The sequence below is a fragment of the Fuscovulum ytuae genome, assembly GCF_029953595.1.
GTDB lineage: Bacteria > Pseudomonadota > Alphaproteobacteria > Rhodobacterales > Rhodobacteraceae > Paragemmobacter > Paragemmobacter ytuae.
Genome location: NZ_CP124535.1, coordinates 2,025,115 through 2,042,974, shown reverse-complemented (window position 1 = coordinate 2,042,974; position 17,860 = coordinate 2,025,115). Strand labels below are relative to the sequence as shown.

The window sequence follows — 17,860 nt, the reverse complement described above, 5'->3', positions numbered from 1 at the left end:
CAGGCCGATGGCAGGCACGGTGCAATTCGACCTCGTTTCGCCGGAGCGGAGGCTTGCCTCTGTCGCCGCGACCGAGGTGCAGATCCCGGGGGCCGATGGCGACCTGACGGCGATGGAGGGGCATGCCCCCACCATCACCACGCTGCGCCCCGGCATCCTGAAGGCGGTCGCCGCTGGCGGGGCCAAGGCCTATGTCGTGACGGGCGGTTTTGCCGAGATCACGGCGGGCACGGTTTCGGTTCTGGCCGAACGCGCGGTGCCGGTGGAAGAGGCGAATGCCGCCCTTTTTGACGCGCTGGTGGCCGAGGCGAAGGACGCCGCTGCCGGGGCCGAAGACAAGGACAGCGCGGAAAAGCTGATCAGCGACATGCTGGCGCTGCGTGCGGCGGTCGGGCAATAAGCCCCCGCTGGTAAGATAAAGAAAAGGCCCCGTCGGTTTGGCGGGGCCTTTTTTCTTGCTGGCAGAGTGGTTGTCGCCACTATGATGATGTGATCGGTGACGTAGTAAAGGGTGAATGGTTTCGCATGAGAAAGCCGAGGATGAAGCGTCTCTCCCCCCATTCTGTCGGGATTTTGCAGGGCAGCCGCGTGCTGTTTTCTGATTATGCCACCGATGGCGTGATGTGGACGGGCGAGGGGGACCGCGAAAGCCGCTTCACGGTGAATTTCAACGAACCCTTCCTTGCGCCACCTGCGGTGATGGTGGGCATTTCGCTGTGGGATACCGATCACAAGACGAATATGCGCGCCGATCTGGTGGCCGAAAACATCACCGCGACCGGGTTTCACCTTGTTTTCCGCACTTGGGGCGACACACGCATCGCCCGCGTCCGCGCGGATTGGACGGCGATCGGCCCCGTGCGGGATGAGGAGGATTGGGAGATCGGGTAGCAGAAAACCTTTGGATTTCTGGGGGTTTCCCCCTAGCATTCATGGCGTTCTGTGCCCATTTCCGCCTGCTATGCATGGCAGGGCTGATTGTTCTGGAGTGAATTGATGATCGGAGTGGTGACCCACAGCTATCCTAACGGCAGTTTTGACGTGTTTTTTCCGGAAGGGCAGTTTGGAGCGAAGGGATTCTCCAAAGCTGCGCCGACCGGTGAACGGTTTGAACCGGGCGACCAGATCGATTGCCAGTTTTCGCCAGGCGGAAGGGGCACTGTCATCAAGGCCGTGCGGGTGACGGCAGAGCAAAATCTTCCGGAGCCAGAGGCCGGCGTTGCCGCGACGAGGACAGGAAAGCCAACAGCCATGGTGGTCAGCGGGTGGCGAGGGCCTATCCCTGAGGAGAAGGCAGAGACCGTTTCGATGCCGAAGGACGCATCGCAGATGCGCTTTCATGTGAAATGACTGAGCGGAGGTCGGCATCCACCTTGGTTTGATGCTGCCACTTTTAAAGAGTGCCCTGTTGTTTTCGCAAGCGCCCATAACCCACCGCAGATCTGTCATCTGTTCATCCCATGTCGCGTTGGCGGCGCTTCGCGCCTTGATCCAACCGGGAGACGTTCTCTTTGGGATGGATGGGCCAAAGCCGATCACCGCATTCCAACGCAAGCGCGGTTATCCCGAAAGGGGCGCATCGGCGACCCACGCTGCGATTGCGGACGAGAACGGGCTTATCTTGCACGCGGTCGCTGGCGGAACCTGCTTGCAAGGTTCGTTGGATTACTTCCTTGGTCGGGAAGTTGCCGTCGGACGGTGGTCTATGCCGGAAAAGGATCGCCGGGTGGGCGAGTTGCTGCATCAGGCCCGGCTGATGGTGGGACGACGCTACGAAATGGGACGAATGTTCCTGTCGCTGGTCACATCAGCGCGCGCGAGGGACCCATTCGTCTGTTCCACATTTGTGGACGCAGTATTCCTGATGGCATTTGACGACGAAACGCCCCTGCACCGTGAGGGGCTGCCCTTGCTGGCGCCTTTTGTTTGCCCGGCCCATCTCTTCATTCAGCCGGGCCTTCACGACCCCTGAGGCGTTAGCCCCGCTGATACATGCCTTCATAAATCGGGACGAGGGTTTCCGTTTCGAAGAGCGACGAGACCGAGGTTCCGTTCCAGATGTTCAGGATGGCCTGCGCGAAGATCGGCGCGGTGGGGACGATGCGGATGTTGCTGGCGGATTTCACGCGGTCGGTCGGTTCGATGCTGTCGGTGATGACGAGCGACTTCATCACTGAATTCTGCACCCGCTCCACCGCCGGGCCGGACAGGACGCCGTGGGTGATGTAGGAATGCACCTCGGTTGCGCCATTTTCCAGCAGCACCTCGGCCGCTTTGCACAGCGTCCCGGCCGTGTCGCAGATGTCATCCACGATGATGCATTTGCGGCCCCGGACATCGCCGATCACCGTCATGCCCGCCACTTCGCCCGCTTTTTCCCGCCGCTTGTCCACGATGGACAGGGGCGCGTTGATCCGTTTGGCCAGTTCGCGCGCCCGCGCCACGCCGCCCACATCGGGCGAGACGATCATCAGATCCTCCATCTGCCCCTTGAAATGATGTTCGATATCAAGGGCAAAGACGGGGCTGGCATAAAGGTTGTCGACGGGGATGTCGAAAAACCCCTGAATCTGCGCCGCGTGCAGGTCAAGCGTCAGGACACGGTCCACCCCCGATGTCTCGATCAGGTTCGACACCAGTTTCGCGCTGATCGGCGTGCGGGCCTTGGCGCGGCGGTCCTGACGGGCATAGCCGAAATAGGGGATCACGGCGGTGATGCGCGCGGCGGAAGACCGGCGCAGCGCATCGACCATGATGAGAAGTTCCATCAGGTTGTCATTGGCCGGGTTCGAGGTGGGCTGGATGACATACATATCCTCGCCCCGGACATTTTCGAACACTTCGACGAAAATCTCCTGATCGTTGAAGCGTTCGACCCGCGCATCGACGAGGTTGACCGACATGCCCCGGTGCATCGACATGCGGCGGGCGATGGATTTGGCAAGTGACAGGTTCGCATTGCCGGAAATCAGTTTCGGCTCGGTGATGGCGGGCATGTGGTTCTCCGGTGGGCGGCGGATTCGCTGTTGGCCGTGTGTTAACACCGCGTTACGGTCTTGGGAACCAAGGGCAAGCGAGGGCGCGCAAATGGCGCAGATCGACTACTTTTTCACCCCCATTTCGCCATGGGTCTATCTGGCCGGGGATCGGTTGGAGCGGATCGCGGCGCGCCATGGCGCGTCGATCCGCTATGTCGCGCTGGACGGGCCAGCGCTCTTTCCCCGGACGGGGGGGCAGGTGTTGGCCGAGCGGCATGAAAGCCGGAAGGCCTATCGCTTGCAGGAACTGACGCGGTGGTCAAAGCGGTTGGGGATGAAGCTGGATTTGCAGCCCTTTTTCTTTCCGGTGAACCCCGCCCCTGCGAGTTACGCAATCATCGCGGCACAGGCGGCGGGGGGCGGCGATCTGGGGGCCTTAGTGCAGGCCTTTCCGCGTGCCGTTTGGGCCGAAGGGCGCAATATTGCAGAGGATGAGGTGGTAAAGGCGATCCTGGCCGAGAACGGGTTTGACCCTGCGGTGGCGGATCGAGGGATGTTCACGGCGGCGGATGTCTATGTGAGGAACCTTGACGAGGCTGTGGCGCGGGGCGTGTTCGGCCTGCCCTTCTATATCGTGGGGGAAGAGCGGTTCTGGGGGCAGGACCGGCTGGAGCTGTTGGAAGATCATCTGGCGGGGCGATAAGGCCGCGCTTTGGGGGGTTCCCCCCTCTCCCGCGTGAAGAGCGGGGGCGGGAGGGCACCTTCAGGCAGCCGGGGTGAGGGTGGCAGCCTTGCAGGTGAGTATTTGGGCCAAGATGAAGGGGCAGGTCGCGCCTTAGGGGGCGAGGGCCGCGAGGAAGCGGTCCACGTGATCCTCGGCCGTGTTCCATGAGGCGACCATGCGGGCGGTTTCGCGGCCATCGGGCAAGGGGCGGAGGTCGTAATAAATGGCGCCCGCCTTATGCAGGCGGGCATGGCCGCCCGGTTCCCAATTGGCAAAGACCATATTGGCATGGGCCGGATGGGTGAGGGCCGCGCCTTGGGTGGCGGCGATCCCTTGGGCAAGGCGCTGGCCCATGGCATTGGCGTGGGTGGCAAGCCGTAGCCAGAGGTCATCTTGCAGATAGGCCTCCATCTGGGCGGAAAGGAAGCGGTGTTTGGAAAAGAGGTGCCCGCCGCGTTTGCGACGAAGTTCGAGTTCCCAAGATTTCGCGGGGTCGAAGAGGATGACGGCCTCGACCCCCAGAAGGCCGTTCTTGGTGCCACCGAAGGAGAGGGCGTCGATGCCCGCCTGCCATGTCATTTCGGCTGGTGTGGCCCCTGTGGCGACCAGCGCATTGGCAAAGCGTGCGCCGTCGAGGTGGCAGGGCAGTCCGTGGCCCTTGGCAATGGCGGTGAGGGCGGCGATTTCGGCGGGGCTGTACATGGTGCCCGCCTCGGTCACATTGGTGAGGGAGAGGCAGCCCCGCTGCACGCCATGCACGCCGGAGGCCCCGGTGGTGGCCAGTGCCTCGGTCAGGGCGGCGGGGGTGATCTTGCCATGGTCCCCGTCGATCAGGGCGAGTTTCGCGCCATTGGTGTAGAATTCCGGCGCACCGCATTCGTCTTCGGCGATATGGGCGTGGCGATGGCAGAAGACCGCGCCCCAAGGTGGGGTGAGCGTGGCCAGCGCCAGCGCATTGGCCGCCGTTCCGGTGGCGACAAGGTGGACAACCGCCTCTGGCGCATCAAAGAGGCTGCGCAGGTGGGCGGTGACGCGGGCCATGATGTCATCGGCGCCATAGCTGCGGGCATAGCCTTCATTGGCGCGGGCGAGGGCGGCCATGATTTCGGCAGGCACGCCGGAGGTATTGTCAGAGGCGAAGAACATCAGGGTTTCTCATCGATAATGTAGTCGTCCCAGTCATCCTCATCGACCTCAAATTCGGGGATGGTCTGGCCACGGACGGAATTGCCGGAGCTGTGTGTGCTTTCGGGATCGCCGGTGATGAGGGGGTGCCAGTCGGGCAGGGGCTGCCCTTGGTAAAGCAGGCGATAGGCGCAGCTGCGCGGCATCCAATAGGCGATCTTTGGCAGGGTCTTGGGGGTAAGGCGCACGCAGTCGGGGACGAATTGGTGGCGGATTTCGTATTGCGAACAGCGGCAGGTCTGACCGTCCAGAAGGCGGCAGGCGATGCGGGTGTAATCTACCTCGCCCGTGTCTTCATATTCGATCTTGTTCAGGCAGCATTTGCCGCAGCCATCACAGAGCGACTCCCATTCGTCTGGGGTCATCTTGGCGAGGGGGACGGTTTCCCAGAAGCGGGGGCGTGGTTTCGCGGTCATGCGCGCGAAGGTGCGCCGGGGCGGGGGAAAAGGGAAGGGCTGGGTCAAATGCGTTCGACCGAATTTGCAAATTTCTTCGAGAAATTTGGTGGGTCAGAGCGCGGCCAGAATTGTGCGGGCTTGCGTGCAATCCGCCTCCATCTGGGTGATGAGGGCATCAAGACTGTCGAATTTTAACTCTGGCCGCAGAAAATCGATGAAGGCGATGGAGAGGTGCTGGCCGTAGAGGTCGCCCTGGAAATCGAAGAGGAAGGTTTCAAGGTTGGGTCGGTTTTCGCCGAACATGGGCCGCACGCCAAGCGAGGCCGCGCCGATCTGGGGGCCTGCCTGCGGGCCGGTCAGAATATCGACCTTTACCGCATAGACGCCATGGCGGGGCAGGTGCAGGCCATCGACCGACATGTTGGCGGTGGGATAGCCCAATTCGCGGCCGCGCTTTTCGCCGTGGATGACCTCTCCCTCGATCCGGTGCCAATGGCCGAGCATAGCGGCGGCGTCTCGAGCGCGGCCATCGGTCAGGGCCTGCCGGATCGCGGTGGAGGAGACCTCGGTCCCGCCAACGGAAAGCAGGGGGGCGATGGTGACGTCGAAGCCGTGGCTTTGTCCCAGCGCGGTCAGGTCGGCAGCGGTGCCTGCGCGGCCCTTGCCAAAGCAGAAATCGGCACCGACGACGACATGAGACACGCCAAGGCCCTCTGCCAGCACGTCACGGGCGAAGGCATCGGGGGTCAGCGCGGCAAGCGTCCGGTCGAAGGGCAGTTGATAAAGCTGCTGCACGCCCAGTTTGGCAAGGCGGTTTGCGCGCGCCTCGGCATTCATCAGGCGGAAGGCCGGGGCGTCGGGGGCGAAGACCTGCCGCGGATGGGGCTCGAATGTGACGATGCCCAAGGGGGTATCGGCGCGACGGGCAAGGTCGATCACCGAGCGGTGGCCCAGATGGACGCCATCGAAATTGCCCATGGCGACAGAGGCGCCGCGGCAATCGGGGGGCAATCCTTGCCAGTGGTGGTGAACGCGCATCTTTCCCCGGGGCGGGGTACTTTGCCCCGTCAGTATCAGTCGAACTTCCGCGAGGGCGCCAGAACCAGCGCCTCGCCCTTGAGGACGACGGTATTACCCACGGCGCAATGGGTTTCAAGGGTCACGCGGCGGCGGGCATGGTCGATCGCGGTCACCTTCACCTCGGCCCGGACGGTATCGCCGGGGCGGACGGGGGCCATGAACTTGAGGCTTTGGCCCAGATAGACGGTGCCATGACCGGGAAGCTGTTCGCCGATGACGGCCGAGATCAGGCCCGCCGTCAGCATCCCATGCGCGATGCGGCCCTGAAAGATCGTGTCCTGCGCATAGGAATCGTCGAGGTGGACGGGGTTCCGGTCGGTGGAGACTTCGGCGAACATTTCGATATCGCGGTCGGTCACGGTTTTCAGCAGCGAGCGGGTCATCCCGATTTCGAGATCCTCGATGCAGATGGTGCCGCGGGGCTGGTTGTCGATGGCGCGAGCGAACATGGCCGAATCCTTGACTGTGCTGGCGCGACACTAGCCTATGCCGCGCTGCGGCGCAATTCGGTTGGGTAACTTTTTATCCTGAGTGCGACTTTTCGCGCAAGAATGTTGCGAGTGGGGTGTAAATCCCGGCGCAGATTTCGCGGCGGTTTCTGACGCGAGGGGCCGGCCTTTCATCCGTCGCGCAGCGGAAAAGACCCGGAATGTGGGTCACATCCCGGGGCGATTTCTGCGTCCGAGATCACATCATGCCAGGAAGGGGATCGCGTGGGTGGGCGACAGCTGCTGCGCATCCAGCCAAGCGCGCAACCGGGCCGGGTCGGGGCGGGCGGGATCGGGGCCGAATTCTGGGGCGGCGATGCCTGCCGTGACGAAGAGCGTGTCGATCCCTTCGCCGATGCCGCCTTGGACATCTGTCGCGATGCCGTCGCCTATGGCAAGAATGCGCGCGTCATCCTGTCCGGTCAGCGCGGCAAGGCGGCGGCGGGCAAGGTCATAGATCGGCGGATGCGGCTTGCCGTAGTAAAGGGCGGTGCCCCCCATCTCGGTATAGGCCTGTGCCAGCGCACCCGCGCAGTAAAGCCGCCGTTCCCCCAGATCGACGATCAGGTCGGGATTGGCGCAAAGCATGGTCAGCCCGCGCGCCTTCATCATCAGGAGAGTGGCGCGATAGTCGTCGGGCGTTTCGGTCAGATCGTCCTTGAGGCCGGTGCAGACCACGCCCTCTGCCTCGGCCAGCGGCACGCGGGTGATGGCAAGGGAGGGGGCGTCGGCGGGCAGATCGGTGAAGAAGGTTTCGTCCTTGGCCGCGCCGATATGGTGGATGCGCGTGCCGATCACGCCGGACAGAAGGGCGTATTGCGTCGCGTCACCAGAGGAGACGATTTCATCCCAAGCATCGGTCGGAACACCAATGCGGGCAAGCTGCGCAATGACCGAGGATTTCGGGCGGGGGGAGTTGGTCAGCAGAAGGACAGTCTTGCCGTGCGCGCGGAAGGCACGCAGCGCCGCGACGGCGGCGGGGAAGGGGGTCTGGCCATTGTGCAAGCACCCCCAGAGATCGCAGAAGATGGCGTCATAATCGCCCGAGATGCTGGCAAGGCTGGGGATGAGGTCGGTCATGGGGCAGGCCTTTCCGCGCGGGGGCAGGATGGGAAAAGGCCGGAGCTTGCGCCCCGGCCCCAAGGCAGGATGGGCAATGTTGCCTATCCTACCTTACAGTTTCAGCGCCGGGATGATCTGCTTTTTGCGCGACATGATCCCCGGCAGGACGACGGTATCGCCCGTGACGGTGCAGCCGAAGGAGGCTTCGGCGATCTGCTTGACCAGATCGTTGGGCACCAGAAGGGTCGCCTCTTCGCGGATGATGTCCACGACAAAGAGAAGCACCTGATCGGCCCCGTCTTCCTTGGCCACATCGACCATCGACGCCATCAGGCTGTCCTTGCGATCCAGAACGACTTTCGGCGCGGTGGTTTCAAGGACCGAGACGCGCAATTCCTTGCCCGCGACGGTGTATTCCTTGCTGTCCATGCGAAGGAGTTCCGCATCCGAGAAGGCCGAGACGTCAGATTTCGCCTCGAACATCTTCGATGCCAGATCGCCCATGTCCACGCCCAGATCGGCGGCGAGTTTCTCGGCCACCGCGCGGTCATGCGGCGTGGTGGTGGGCGAGCGGAATTCCAGCGTGTCGGACAGGATGCAAGACAGCATCGCGCCCTTGATCGCCTTCGGGGCCTGCGCCACGGCAGCGCCCATCAGATCATGCATGATGGTGGCCGTGCAGGCGAGCGGGCGGATCGTGATGTCGATCGGCGTCTTGGTCTTGATGCCGCCCACCAGCAGGTGGTGGTCGATGATGCCTTGAATCTTGGCCTCGTTGATCGAGGGCGGCAGTTCGGCGGGGTTGTTGGTGTCGACGATAACCACATGGTCATCGGCGGTCACGTCGGCGATGATGGCGGGTTTCTCAAGGCCCCAATGTTTCAGCACGAAGGCGGCTTCGGTATTGGGTTCGCCCAGAAGGACGGGTTTGGCGGGGGTGCCCATCACCTCGGACAGATACCAGGCCCAGATGATGGGCGATCCGGTCGAGTCGGTGTCGGGGGATTTGTGGCCGAAAACGAGGGTGGTCATGACATACGCCTTGGATGGGTGATTTTGCCGCGCTTATAGGCAAGCTGCGCAGGCTTGTCACGCTTGGCCATGCGGAAATGCTGCGCTGCGGCAGGAAGGCGCGGGTTTGCCGCTAGGTGGGTCAGCGGGTTGACTGGAGGCGAGGGTCCGGGGCACTCAGGGAGGGTAATCCGGGTCTGTTGCGGGTAGCGAGTATGGTTGGGGACGGAAATGCCGCGCGCCGGGTGGCCCGCGATCTGGCCAAGGAATTTGGCACGACGGTCAAGACGATGGAGGCGTTTCTTCACCGCTTTGGGCCGCGCTGGACGCAAGAGGGGCGGTTCGCCTCGGATGCCGATCTGATGTTCTTTGTGCATATCCCCAAGACGGCGGGCATGTCTTTGGGCGAAAGCTTGGCGGCGGCCTTTACCAAATTCCGATCGGTGGCATGGCCGCATGTGGAGCGGAACTTTCGCCTGCAGGTGCGGCAGGCGCTTTATCTGCAGACGCAAAAGCCAATGCGGCAAGTGGTCATGGGCCATTTCGGCTGGAAGGAATTGCAGACTTTGCACCAGCAGGACCTGCCGTTGAAATGCGGGGCATTGCTGCGCGACCCACTGGCGCGGCTGGTGTCGAACTTCAACTACAACCGATCCGAGGCGCATCCGGGGCATGGCGCGTTTCGCAAGCGATTTGCCGATGTGGAAAGCTATGCCCGCCAACAGCCCTTTGACCTGCAGATGACACAGGCCATCGGTTGGGTGGATTCCTTTGATCGCGCGCTGGCGCGGTTCACGATGCATTACAGCTTTCTTGGCGTGACCGAGCGGATGACGGCATCCCTTGCCCATCTGGCGCGGACGCATGGACTGACGGGGCTAGAGGAGCGGCGGGTGAATGTCGCGCTGATCCCGCCGACGGAAAGCATTTCGGAAGAGCTGATCGAGATCGTCGAGAGGCGCTTTCACAACGATGCCAAGCTGCACCGTTTGCTCATGCGCCTTTATGACGAGGTTTAGGGGCAGGGGTCAAAGCGGCAGGCGTTCCAGCGCAAAGCCCGCCTCTTCCAAGAGGCGCAGCACGCCGGTATCCCCCGGCAGGTGAAGGGCGCCGAAGGCCGCAAGGACCGGACCTTCCTCTGCCGCCGTGACAAGGACGGGGATCCAGGCGCGGTTGCGATCTGTCATCAACACCTGTTCCATGCGGGCGAAATCGGCCTCGATCTGTGCGGGGTCCTGCCCCGGCAGACGCAAGGACAGCGCGCGGGTCAGTTCCCAGATCACACGGCTTTCCCCTTGGAAATAGGCATCGGCCAGCGTGACGGAATAATCCGCCGAGATGGGTTCAAGCGCGAGGGAAGAGCGGATCATCGCCAACTGATCCTCCAACGACATGGCGGCGAAGAGGCGGAAAACGGTGTCATGACTTTCCAGCGCTTGCAGCGGAATGCCGTTTTCCTGCGCGCGGGCGATGACTAGGCCATCCAGCCCGCCCATGCCCTCCTCCATCCCGTCCAGCCCGCAGGCGGGCAGGGCCAGCAGCATGGAGACATACCAAGGCCGGAACTTCGACACCATGAAGGGCGGCATCCCGCGTTCGCGCATCGCATCGGACAGAAGTTGCCATTCCGGGTCGGTGAGTGCCTCGCGCAGGGTGGGGCCTTCGGTCTGCACCATGAGAGAAGGGTCGCGCGCGAGGTCGGACATGAGGGCGGCTTCCTCATCTGGCCCGGCCTCGACCAGAACGGTGGAGGCGCTGTCGATCAGGGGGGAGATGCGGTCCATGGTGGCGGCGTGGCGCGGATCGTCGAGGTGATAGGTGCCGATCAGGTGGATGGTCTGGTCGCCCCGCGTGGCACGCCAGAAATTGCCGCGCGGATAGGGCACCCGGTCGGCGGCATCGAAAAGCGCGCGGCGTTCGGCCTCGGGCATCGAATCGATCAGGTTTTCCCCCACGCATTCGGCCCGCGCCGCGGGCAGCGCGACCGTGAGGGTCAACGCAAGCGCCAGAAGGACTGTGGACAAGCGGGCGGGAACCATGGGCGCATCCTTGACCGGACGGAATGCGGCAAAGGTGGCATCGGCAACGGGGTGAGAAAAGGGGGCGCGGCGGATGTCGCGGAATTTTCACACAATGCAGCGGGCCGGGGGTGTTGACAGGTCGAAGGGCATTGCCTAACTGAAGCGTCGTTAGCACTCAGCCAATGCGAGTGCTAAGATCAACATGAACCTGGAACCTAGGGAGTGTTCTCAGATGGCATTCAAACCGCTGCATGACCGTGTGCTGGTCCGCCGCGTCCAGAGCGACGAAAAGACCAAGGGCGGTCTGATCATCCCCGATACCGCCAAGGAAAAGCCCGCCGAGGGTGAGATCGTCGCCGTGGGCGACGGCGCGCGCAAGGATTCGGGCGAACTCATCGCTCCGGCCGTGAAGTCGGGTGACCGCGTGCTGTTCGGCAAATGGTCGGGCACCGAAGTGACCGTCAACGGCGAAGAGCTGCTGATCATGAAAGAAAGCGACATCCTCGGGATCATCTCGTGATGCGCCGGTGGGGTTGAACCCCACCCTACGGGCAGATGCCCGCATGATCGTTGCAACCAGAATTCAGAGGAGTAAGCACCATGGGTGCCAAGGACGTACGTTTTGATACCGATGCCCGCGACCGTATGCTGCGCGGCGTCAACATCCTTGCCGATGCGGTGAAGGTGACGCTGGGCCCGAAAGGCCGCAATGTTGTGATCGAAAAGAGCTTCGGCTCGCCCCGCATCACCAAGGACGGCGTTTCCGTCGCCAAGGAAATCGAACTGGCCGACAAGTTCGAAAATATGGGCGCGCAGATGGTGAAGGAAGTCGCTTCCCGCACCAATGACGAGGCGGGCGACGGCACCACCACCGCCACCGTTCTGGCCCAGGCCATCGTCAAGGAAGGCATGAAGGCGGTCGCCGCCGGCATGAACCCGATGGACCTTAAGCGTGGCATCGACATGGCCACCACCAAGGTCGTGGAAGCCATCAAGGCTGCTTCGCGTCCCGTCAAAGACTCGGACGAAGTGGCGCAGGTCGGCACCATCTCGGCCAATGGCGAAGCGCAGATCGGCCGTTTCATCGCTGATGCGATGCAGAAAGTCGGCAACGAGGGTGTGATCACCGTCGAAGAAAACAAGGGGATGGAGACGGAAGTCGAAGTCGTCGAAGGCATGCAGTTCGACCGCGGCTACCTGTCGCCCTATTTCGTCACCAATGCCGACAAGATGATCGTCGAGCTGGAAGACGCCTTCATCCTGCTGCACGAGAAGAAGTTGTCCTCGCTGCAGCCGATGGTTCCGCTGCTGGAAGCCGTGATCCAGTCGCAGCGCCCGCTGCTGATCGTGGCCGAAGACGTGGAAGGCGAAGCGCTGGCGACCCTCGTGGTCAACAAGCTGCGCGGTGGCCTGAAGATCGCTGCCGTCAAGGCACCGGGCTTCGGTGACCGTCGCAAGGCCATGCTGCAAGACATCGCCATCCTGACCGGCGGTCAGGTGATCAGCGACGATCTGGGCATGAAGCTGGAATCCGTGACGATCGACATGCTTGGCCGCGCCAAGAAAATCTCGATCAACAAGGACAACACCACGATCGTCGATGGTGCCGGCGACAAGGCCGAGATCGAGGCCCGCGTGTCGCAGATCCGCACGCAGATCGAGGAAACCACCTCGGACTACGACCGCGAAAAGCTGCAAGAGCGTGTGGCCAAGCTGGCGGGCGGCGTTGCCGTCATCCGCGTGGGCGGCATGACCGAAGTCGAAGTCAAAGAGCGTAAGGACCGCGTTGATGACGCGCTGAACGCGACCCGCGCTGCGGTGCAGGAAGGCGTGATCGTCGGTGGTGGCGTGGCGCTGGTGCAGGCGGGCAAGGTGCTGAACGGCCTGAAGGGCGCGAACAGCGACCAGGATGCCGGGATCGCCATCGTCAAGCGCGCGCTGGAAGCGCCGCTGCGTCAGATCGCAGAAAACGCAGGCGTGGACGGGGCTGTCGTCGCGGGCAAGATCCGCGAAAGCAACGACGTGACCTTCGGCTTCAACGCGCAGACCGAAGAATATGGCGACATGTTCAAGTTCGGCGTGATCGACCCGGCCAAGGTGACGCGCACCGCTCTGGAAGACGCGGCTTCGGTCGCCTCGCTTCTGATCACCACGGAAGCGATGATCGCGGACAAGCCGGCTGACAAGTCCGCTGCCCCCGCCGGTGGTGGCATGCCGGGCGGCATGGATTTCTGATCCCCTTTCGGGATCGGATGGGGAAGGGGCGGCCGCAGGGCCGCCCCTTTTTCTTTCCGGCTTGTGTGGATGCAACTGCGGCGCGGGATGTCCCATCCTGCGGGACGCCCGCCTCCTGCCCTGCGTTGCGCGGGGGGGCGACGGTTTATTTGAGTATTTGGGCCAAGATGAAGGGGGCTTTTGCCTTTCCCGTGGCGGCGTTAGGCTGCGCGCCATGAACAGGAATTTCATGATCGCAGCGGGGCTGGCGGCGTTGGCGTCGCTGTGTTGGGCGGGCAATTGGGTGCTGGGGCGGGCGATCCGCGCCGACGTCCCACCATTCGGCCTGACCTTCTGGCGCTGGGCCTTGGCGGCGATGATCCTTTTGCCATTTGGCTGGTCGCGGCTGCGGTCGGATTGGGCGGTGGTGCGGGCGCATCTGCCACTGGTCGCGGGGATGGCCCTGCTGTCGGCGGCGATGTTCCAGTCGATGACCTATATCGGCCTGCATTCGACAGAGGCGATCAACGCCCTGCTGGTTAGCGCGACGATGCCTGTTTTCATCGTCATCATCGCATGGATTGTCTTGCGCGAAAGGTTGACGGCGCGGCAGGCGGCGGGGATCGGGGTAAGTTTCTGCGGCGTGGCCTTCATCATTGCGCGGGGCGATCCGGGGCGACTGTTGGACCTGCATTTCAATGTTGGGGATGCGTGGATTTTGGCGGCGCTGGTGGTCTGGGGGCTGTATTCGGTGCTGCTGAAGTTCAAGCCCAAGGCACTGTCGCCGGTGGGTCTGACCTTTTTCATTGCCGTGATGGGGGCGGGGTTCATCCTGCCCTTGCATCTGTGGGAGGTGGCGCAGGGGATGAGCGTGCCGCTGACGGCGGCGGGGATCGGGTCGGTGCTGTATACAGGCATCTTTGCATCTGTCGTTGCGCTCTTGTCCTATAATGCTGCCGTGGCGCGGATCGGACCGTCGCGGTCGGTCTTTTTCCTGCATCTGATGCCCGTCTTCGGCGCAGGCTTGGCCGTGGTCTTTCTGGGCGAGCGGTTGGAGGCTTTTCATCTGATCGGCTTTCCCATCGCGCTGGGGGGCGTTCTTTTTGCCACCTCGTCGCCCCCCGCAAAGGCGCGGGCATGAGACTGTTTTTGCTGACCGCGCTGGTGATGGTGGCCTTCGCGGCAAATTCGGTTTTGAACCGTCTGGCGGTTGGCGCGGGCGAGATCGGGGCGGTGGAGTTTGCGCTGATCCGTCTGCTGGCAGGGGCGGTGGTTCTGTTGGCGCTGGTCGCGATCCGGGGGCGGGGCTGGCGCGGGGCGACGATTGCAGGCGTGGCGGGGCTGGCGGTCTATCTGTTCGGCTTTTCGCTGGCCTATGGGCATCTGGATGCGGGGACCGGGGCGCTGATCCTGTTTGGTGTCGTGCAGATGACGATGTTCGGCGGTGCGCTGCTGTCGGGCGAGGCGGTGCCCATGCGGCGCTGGGCGGGGGCGGGGCTGGCCTTGGCGGGGCTGGCCGTGCTGGTGGCCCCGGCAGGTGGGGCTTGGACGGGCTTTGCCGCCATGGCGGCGGCGGGTCTGGGCTGGGGCATCTATTCATTGGCCGGGCGCGGGGCGCGGGATGCGCTGGCGGCAACGGCGGGAAATTTCGCGCTGGCGCTGATCCCGGCGGCGGGGGTGGCGCTGGCGGTTGGGGTGGAGTTTGAGGCGGTTACGGCTTGGGGCGTCGTGCTGGCGGTGCTGTCGGGGGCCGTCACGTCGGGCCTTGGCTATGCGCTGTGGTATGCCGTGCTGCCTGCACTGGGGGCCGCGCGTGCGGGGGTGGCGCAGCTGACGGTGCCATTGATCGCGGCAGCGGGCGGGGCTGTGCTGATCGGGGAGGGTGTCGGCTGGCGCTTTGCGCTGGCGGCGGCGCTGGTTCTGGGGGGCGTGCTGCTGGCCAGCCTGCCTAGAGCGGCTTTGAAAGGCGATGGATGAGGTTGCGGCCGTCGTGCCGGGTGACCCCGGTGGGGCGGAAGCCTTCGCGTTCCCAGAAGGTGCGGCCGCGGGGATTGGACTCGAGCACGGCGAGATAAAGGGCAGGGGCGCCCGCCGCACGCGACAGATCCTCGATATGCGAAAGCATTCGCGCGCCGTGACCTTGGCCGCGCACCCAAGGGGCAAGGATCAGAAGGCCGAGATAGGCATCCCCCGGTGCAGGAAACCCGAAACTGAGTTCTGCAAGCCCTGCCAGCCGACTTTCGCGGAACAGACCCAGCCGAATGGATTGCGTCGGATCGCAGCCCGGCGGGCAATCGGTGAAATACTCTCGTGCGGCCGAGGGGCCGGGGGCCTCGCCATCGGCGAGGATGTAGTAATCCGCCGCCTCTTGCAGAAAGATGGCGACGGCGGGCAGGTCGGTTTCGGGGAAGAGGGGCCGGATCATGGATGGGCTATGGTGATGACCTCAAGTTCCGTCCTACCCGACGGCTTTACCCAAGTTACCACATCCCCGACCGACGCACCTATCAATATCCGAGCAAGCGGGGATTGCGGGGAAATCCTGCCCTGCGGGGGATCGGCCTCATCCTCGCCCGTGATCTGAAAGCGCTGTTCGCGGCCTTCGTCATCAAGGACGGTGACGATCAGGCCAAAGGCGACCTCGGTCAGGGGAAAGGTGGCCGGGTCGATCAGGATGGCCGAGCGCAGGCGCGCCTCAAGATAGCGGATGTCGCGTTCGGCAGCGGCCTCGGGGAGTTTGTCCAGCCTGTCAGGGCGGGCTTTCAGGGCGGCCAGACGTGCCTGTGTGTCGCGCAGGCGGGAATGGAGCGCCGCAAGGCCCGTAGGGGTGACATGGTTGGGATAGGGCGAGATCGGCAGATCGGGCAGGGGGTCAAGCGCGCCATCGCCTTCCTTGACGAAGGCGCGGCTCATCGGACGATCCGCTCCAACGGGTCATAAAGCGGCACGTCCCCCCATGCAGCGGCGGGCAGGCTGTCGGGCTTGAACCGGATGCGCCCAAGGGTCAGGTCTTCGCGGCTGAAGAAATGGCGATCGGTGACGATGCCTTCGGGGTCTTTCCAGCGCGGATCAAGGCTGCCGCCCGTGATCGTGGCATGGAAGAAGAGGTCGATCTGGTGAAAGCCGGTTGCCGGGTCGTGGAATTCATTGACCATGGCCGGGGCATGGACGGCGATGGTGAGGCCCGTCTCTTCCATCACCTCACGGGCGAGATTGTCGGGGATCGACTGGCCGGAATTCAGCCCTCCGCCGGGCGCGCACCAGAGATCGGATTTGCCGGACGGATAGGCATTGACGAGGAGAAGGCGGTCCTCGTGCAGGATCAGGGCGCGGGCGGCGATGCGGTGCGGGCGATAGGGCATGGGCCGCAGCGTGGCGCGGGGCGGTGGGTTTGTAAATGGGAATGCGGGTATTCTGCGACGGTCCGGGCTTCGCATGGGCGGGTTTCCCGGCCGGATGCGGCGGCGCGGGCGGACAGGGCGGCAGATGAGTATTTGGGCCAAGATGAAGGGGCAGGATCGCGCGCTTGGGATTTGGCCTTTTGTCATGGCCGGGGTAATCTTGCCCCATGATCCGGCTGGTATTTCCCCTTTTCCTTCTGGCCACGCCGGTGCAGGCGGATTGCGTGGTGCTGCTGCATGGTCTGGCGCGGACCTCTACATCGCTTGTGCCGATGGCGGCGGCCTTGGAGGCGCAGGGCTATCACGTGGTGAACGAAGGCTATCCATCGACAGAGTTTCCAATTGAAGAGCTTATCCCCCGCGTCGGCGCAGCAGTGGCGGAATGCGGGGCGGAGCGGGTGCATTTCGTCACCCATTCCATGGGTGGCATCCTTGCGCGGGGCTGGCTGGCCCTGCATCGACCACAGGTGATGGGGCGGGTGGTGATGCTGGCCCCGCCCAATGGTGGATCGGAACTGGTGGATGCCTTTGGCGATATCGGGGCTTTTGAATGGGTAAACGGCCCGGCGGGGATGGAACTTGGCACCGGGGCGGGATCGATGCCCAAGGCGCTGCCTTTGCCGGATTACGAGCTTGGCGTGATCGCAGGCGACCGGTCGCTGAACCCGATCTATTCAAGCGTCATTCCGGGGGCGGATGACGGCAAGGTATCGGTTGAAAGCACGCGCCTGCGGGGCATGACCGACCATATCGTGCTGCCTGTGACCCACACATTCATGATGATGAACCCCGTCGTCATCGCCGAGGCGGTGGAATTCCTGCGCCACGGGAAATTCGACCCCGGCATCGGCTATGGCGCGGCGGTGGAACGGCTGGGGGGGCCATGAACGCAGATTTTTACGGCGGCATTTCCAAACGGGTGTCGCGCTGGACGGGTCGGCCATCGACCTTTCTGCTGGCGCTGGGCGTGATCGTCACATGGATCGTTACGGGGCCGATCTTCGGCTTTTCCGATACATGGCAGTTGGTCATTAACACCGGCACCACGATCGTGACCTTCCTCATGGTCTTTCTGATCCAGAACACCCAGAATCGCGACACGGCGGCGATCCAGTTGAAGCTGGACGAATTGATCCGGGCCACGGCGGGCGCGCATAACGCGCTGATGGATCTGGAAGAGTTGGACGAAAAGCAGATCGAGGCCTTCCGCAGCCGTTATGAGCGGCTGGCGGCAAGCGCGCGGGCAAAGCTGGCGCAGGGCGGGGTGGATACGGATACGCCAGAGGCGTGAGGCTTGC

Annotated in this window: 23 protein-coding genes; 12 read left to right on the top strand and 11 right to left on the bottom strand. The window is 63.5% G+C overall.

Annotated elements, in window-relative coordinates; genetic code table 11:
• The first annotated feature begins 7 nt into the window (after positions 1 to 7).
• From QF092_RS09900 to QF092_RS09885, 4 genes are all read left to right on the top strand, one after another.
• A complete protein-coding gene (locus tag QF092_RS09900; protein WP_281463740.1) occupies positions 8 to 400 on the top strand; it encodes a F0F1 ATP synthase subunit epsilon in 393 nt (130 codons plus the stop codon).
• A gap of 140 nt (positions 401 to 540) precedes the next feature.
• A complete protein-coding gene (locus QF092_RS09895; RefSeq protein ID WP_281463738.1) occupies positions 541 to 891 on the top strand; it encodes an H-type lectin domain-containing protein in 351 nt (116 codons plus the stop codon).
• A 105-nt stretch (positions 892 to 996) separates the two neighbouring features.
• Positions 997 to 1,350: a hypothetical protein gene (locus QF092_RS09890; RefSeq protein WP_281463737.1), complete on the top strand. Its 354-nt coding sequence runs from the start codon at positions 997 to 999 to the stop codon at positions 1,348 to 1,350.
• 166 nt (positions 1,351 to 1,516) lie between these two features.
• Positions 1,517 to 1,972, top strand: coding sequence for a hypothetical protein (locus QF092_RS09885; RefSeq protein ID WP_281463736.1), 456 nt, complete (start codon positions 1,517 to 1,519; stop codon positions 1,970 to 1,972).
• Between the two features lie 4 nt (positions 1,973 to 1,976).
• Here QF092_RS09885 and QF092_RS09880 read toward each other — a convergent pair whose 3' ends face one another.
• Positions 1,977 to 2,996 (bottom strand): ribose-phosphate pyrophosphokinase, encoded by a 1,020-nt coding sequence (locus QF092_RS09880; protein WP_281463735.1) that lies wholly within the window; start codon positions 2,994 to 2,996, stop codon positions 1,977 to 1,979.
• A 91-nt stretch (positions 2,997 to 3,087) separates the two neighbouring features.
• Between QF092_RS09880 and QF092_RS09875 the strand changes: the two genes are divergently transcribed.
• Entirely contained in the window at positions 3,088 to 3,681 is a 594-nt protein-coding gene (locus QF092_RS09875; RefSeq protein ID WP_281463734.1) for a 2-hydroxychromene-2-carboxylate isomerase, read from the top strand.
• 132 nt (positions 3,682 to 3,813) lie between these two features.
• On the opposite strand, the gene QF092_RS09870 is transcribed toward QF092_RS09875, so the two are convergent.
• The 6 genes from QF092_RS09870 to QF092_RS09845 all read right to left on the bottom strand — a co-directional run bounded on the left by QF092_RS09870 (position 3,814) and on the right by QF092_RS09845 (position 8,947).
• Complete coding sequence (locus QF092_RS09870; RefSeq protein WP_281463733.1) at positions 3,814 to 4,848, bottom strand: threonine aldolase family protein; 1,035 nt, start codon at positions 4,846 to 4,848, stop codon at positions 3,814 to 3,816.
• Positions 4,848 to 5,303, bottom strand: a complete 456-nt coding sequence (locus QF092_RS09865) for a YcgN family cysteine cluster protein (RefSeq protein WP_281463732.1) — start codon at positions 5,301 to 5,303, stop codon at positions 4,848 to 4,850. The genes QF092_RS09870 and QF092_RS09865 overlap by 1 nt, the downstream gene beginning before the upstream one ends.
• A 93-nt stretch (positions 5,304 to 5,396) precedes the next feature.
• Complete coding sequence (locus QF092_RS09860; protein ID WP_281463731.1) at positions 5,397 to 6,323, bottom strand: bifunctional riboflavin kinase/FAD synthetase; 927 nt, start codon at positions 6,321 to 6,323, stop codon at positions 5,397 to 5,399.
• 35 nt (positions 6,324 to 6,358) lie between these two features.
• Complete coding sequence (locus QF092_RS09855; protein ID WP_281463730.1) at positions 6,359 to 6,814, bottom strand: MaoC family dehydratase; 456 nt, start codon at positions 6,812 to 6,814, stop codon at positions 6,359 to 6,361.
• A 243-nt stretch (positions 6,815 to 7,057) separates the two neighbouring features.
• A complete protein-coding gene (locus tag QF092_RS09850) occupies positions 7,058 to 7,933 on the bottom strand; it encodes a TIGR01459 family HAD-type hydrolase (RefSeq protein ID WP_281463729.1) in 876 nt (291 codons plus the stop codon).
• A 93-nt stretch (positions 7,934 to 8,026) separates the two neighbouring features.
• Entirely contained in the window at positions 8,027 to 8,947 is a 921-nt protein-coding gene (locus QF092_RS09845; RefSeq protein WP_281463728.1) for a manganese-dependent inorganic pyrophosphatase, read from the bottom strand.
• Between the two features lie 194 nt (positions 8,948 to 9,141).
• Between QF092_RS09845 and QF092_RS09840 the strand changes: the two genes are divergently transcribed.
• Positions 9,142 to 9,945, top strand: coding sequence for a sulfotransferase family 2 domain-containing protein (locus tag QF092_RS09840; RefSeq protein ID WP_281463727.1), 804 nt, complete (start codon positions 9,142 to 9,144; stop codon positions 9,943 to 9,945).
• A 9-nt stretch (positions 9,946 to 9,954) separates the two neighbouring features.
• On the opposite strand, the gene QF092_RS09835 is transcribed toward QF092_RS09840, so the two are convergent.
• Positions 9,955 to 10,965, bottom strand: coding sequence for a TraB/GumN family protein (locus QF092_RS09835; protein WP_281463726.1), 1,011 nt, complete (start codon positions 10,963 to 10,965; stop codon positions 9,955 to 9,957).
• Positions 10,966 to 11,179: 214 nt separating this feature from the next.
• Here QF092_RS09835 and QF092_RS09830 point away from each other — a divergent pair, with 214 nt between their 5' ends.
• The 4 genes from QF092_RS09830 (at position 11,180) to QF092_RS09815 (ending at position 15,138) form a co-directional block, all read left to right on the top strand.
• Complete coding sequence (locus tag QF092_RS09830; RefSeq protein ID WP_101919067.1) at positions 11,180 to 11,467, top strand: co-chaperone GroES; 288 nt, start codon at positions 11,180 to 11,182, stop codon at positions 11,465 to 11,467.
• Between the two features lie 80 nt (positions 11,468 to 11,547).
• Positions 11,548 to 13,182, top strand: a complete 1,635-nt coding sequence (gene groL, locus QF092_RS09825) for a chaperonin GroEL (protein WP_281463725.1) — start codon at positions 11,548 to 11,550, stop codon at positions 13,180 to 13,182.
• Positions 13,183 to 13,396: 214 nt separating this feature from the next.
• Positions 13,397 to 14,302 carry a DMT family transporter gene (locus QF092_RS09820; RefSeq protein WP_281463724.1) on the top strand — a complete coding sequence of 302 codons (906 nt, stop codon included), beginning with the start codon at positions 13,397 to 13,399 and terminating at the stop codon, positions 14,300 to 14,302.
• Positions 14,299 to 15,138 (top strand): DMT family transporter, encoded by an 840-nt coding sequence (locus tag QF092_RS09815; RefSeq protein WP_281463723.1) that lies wholly within the window; start codon positions 14,299 to 14,301, stop codon positions 15,136 to 15,138. The genes QF092_RS09820 and QF092_RS09815 overlap by 4 nt, the downstream gene beginning before the upstream one ends.
• Here the strand turns inward: QF092_RS09815 and QF092_RS09810 are convergent.
• The 3 genes from QF092_RS09810 to QF092_RS09800 are packed head-to-tail and all read right to left on the bottom strand — an operon-like array spanning position 15,110 to position 16,523.
• Entirely contained in the window at positions 15,110 to 15,586 is a 477-nt protein-coding gene (locus QF092_RS09810; protein WP_281463722.1) for a GNAT family N-acetyltransferase, read from the bottom strand. The two genes, QF092_RS09815 and QF092_RS09810, sit on opposite strands and share 29 nt — an antisense overlap.
• The gene (locus tag QF092_RS09805; protein ID WP_281463721.1) at positions 15,583 to 16,074 is read right to left on the bottom strand and encodes a GreA/GreB family elongation factor; all 492 of its coding nucleotides are present in this window, start codon (positions 16,072 to 16,074) and stop codon (positions 15,583 to 15,585) included. Before QF092_RS09805 ends, QF092_RS09810 begins: the two co-directional genes overlap by 4 nt.
• The gene (locus tag QF092_RS09800; RefSeq protein ID WP_281463720.1) at positions 16,071 to 16,523 is read right to left on the bottom strand and encodes an NUDIX domain-containing protein; all 453 of its coding nucleotides are present in this window, start codon (positions 16,521 to 16,523) and stop codon (positions 16,071 to 16,073) included. Before QF092_RS09800 ends, QF092_RS09805 begins: the two co-directional genes overlap by 4 nt.
• A gap of 206 nt (positions 16,524 to 16,729) precedes the next feature.
• On the opposite strand from QF092_RS09800, the gene QF092_RS09795 reads away from it, so the two are divergent.
• Together QF092_RS09795 and QF092_RS09790 are read left to right on the top strand one after the other, a co-directional pair.
• The gene (locus QF092_RS09795; protein WP_281463719.1) at positions 16,730 to 17,449 is read left to right on the top strand and encodes an alpha/beta fold hydrolase; all 720 of its coding nucleotides are present in this window, start codon (positions 16,730 to 16,732) and stop codon (positions 17,447 to 17,449) included.
• Positions 17,446 to 17,853: a low affinity iron permease family protein gene (locus QF092_RS09790; protein ID WP_281463718.1), complete on the top strand. Its 408-nt coding sequence runs from the start codon at positions 17,446 to 17,448 to the stop codon at positions 17,851 to 17,853. The genes QF092_RS09795 and QF092_RS09790 overlap by 4 nt, the downstream gene beginning before the upstream one ends.
• Positions 17,854 to 17,860: the final 7 nt, after the last annotated feature.